At 70.6% G+C, this 381-nt stretch carries 1 protein-coding gene; it reads right to left on the reverse strand.

Features of this window, described 5'->3' with window-relative positions:
• Positions 1-381, reverse strand: a 381-nt coding sequence (locus tag P9273_RS32505) for an autotransporter outer membrane beta-barrel domain-containing protein (protein ID WP_278052573.1), incomplete at both ends; no start/stop codon positions are given.

The following is a 381-nucleotide window of genomic DNA, read 5'->3' on the forward strand; positions in this document are numbered from 1 at the left end:
GCCGCCGAGATTGGCGACTTTGAGCGTGGTGGTGCCGGAGGTGTTGCCGGTGACGACCAGCCGGTCGGTGGCGGAGCCATCGCCGCCGAGCACCGTCTCGATCTCCAGCGTGCCGCCATTGCCGGTGTAATTGCCGGCGATGGTGAGCGTGCCCGGCACGCCAGCATTGCCGGCGGCGATCGTGCCGCCCGCGGCATTGGTGGTGTCGCAGACCGTGCCGGTGCCTTCGAGCCGTCCGCCGGAGAGCACATTGAGCGTGCCGCACAGGCTCCCCGAGACATTGAGCGTGCCGCCGCCGATCGCGGTGGTGCCGGTGAAGCCGGAGGAGTCGGCCGTCAGCGAAAGCGTGCCCGATCCGCTCTTGGTCAAGGCGCCGGCGCC

The sequence above is a fragment of the Mesorhizobium sp. WSM4935 genome, assembly GCF_029625735.1.
Classification (GTDB): Bacteria; Pseudomonadota; Alphaproteobacteria; order Rhizobiales; family Rhizobiaceae; genus Mesorhizobium.